The organism is Oleiphilus sp. HI0061 (assembly GCF_001635675.1).
Genome location: NZ_LWFE01000946.1, coordinates 1 through 543, shown reverse-complemented (window position 1 = coordinate 543; position 543 = coordinate 1). Strand labels below are relative to the sequence as shown.

The window sequence follows — 543 nt, the reverse complement described above, 5'->3', positions numbered from 1 at the left end:
AAAGAAAAGTACATTTTTGAACAGTAGTGAGTGATCTTAGGGCTTTCAAAAGTGAGCGCTTCCTGCTCTTTTGATGGGTTATGTCTACAGTTCAATAATGCTCGCTTTTAACTCAAAGTTAGCGGTTTACTTGGCTCCCGATAAAGAACGCTAATGCTCACTTTCAATCATTCACTCGATAATCAATCTGGCTGTTTCATCCTTATCAATTAAGTCTACTTGAACGTCCGACTAGCGGACAAAATTACCCTAGAATGTTGACCCAAATAGACGCGAGATCAATACGGGTACGGCAGTCTCTACGCGTAGAATTCTTTCGCCTAAATGAACTCCTTCAAAACCGGCTTCTTTGAGCTTGTTTACTTCATACTCAGTAAAGCCACCTTCGGGGCCGATGATTAAGGTGCAGGCTTCTTCGAGATGATGTGGGCAGACCTGTTCTTCTCTAGGGTGGGCGACTAGTTGGCGTGTACCTTTGGAAAGTGCAGGTAATTCATCTTCAACAAAGGGCTTGAAGCGCTTTTTGATATGAATTTCGGGCAT

Annotated in this window: 1 protein-coding gene; it reads right to left on the bottom strand. The window is 43.1% G+C overall.

Annotation, left to right across the window (positions count from 1 at the left end; genetic code table 11):
• Positions 1 to 249 precede the first annotated feature (249 nt).
• On the bottom strand, positions 250 to 543 hold a 294-nt coding region (locus A3735_RS11095; protein WP_068638063.1), incomplete at its 5' end, for an RsmE family RNA methyltransferase.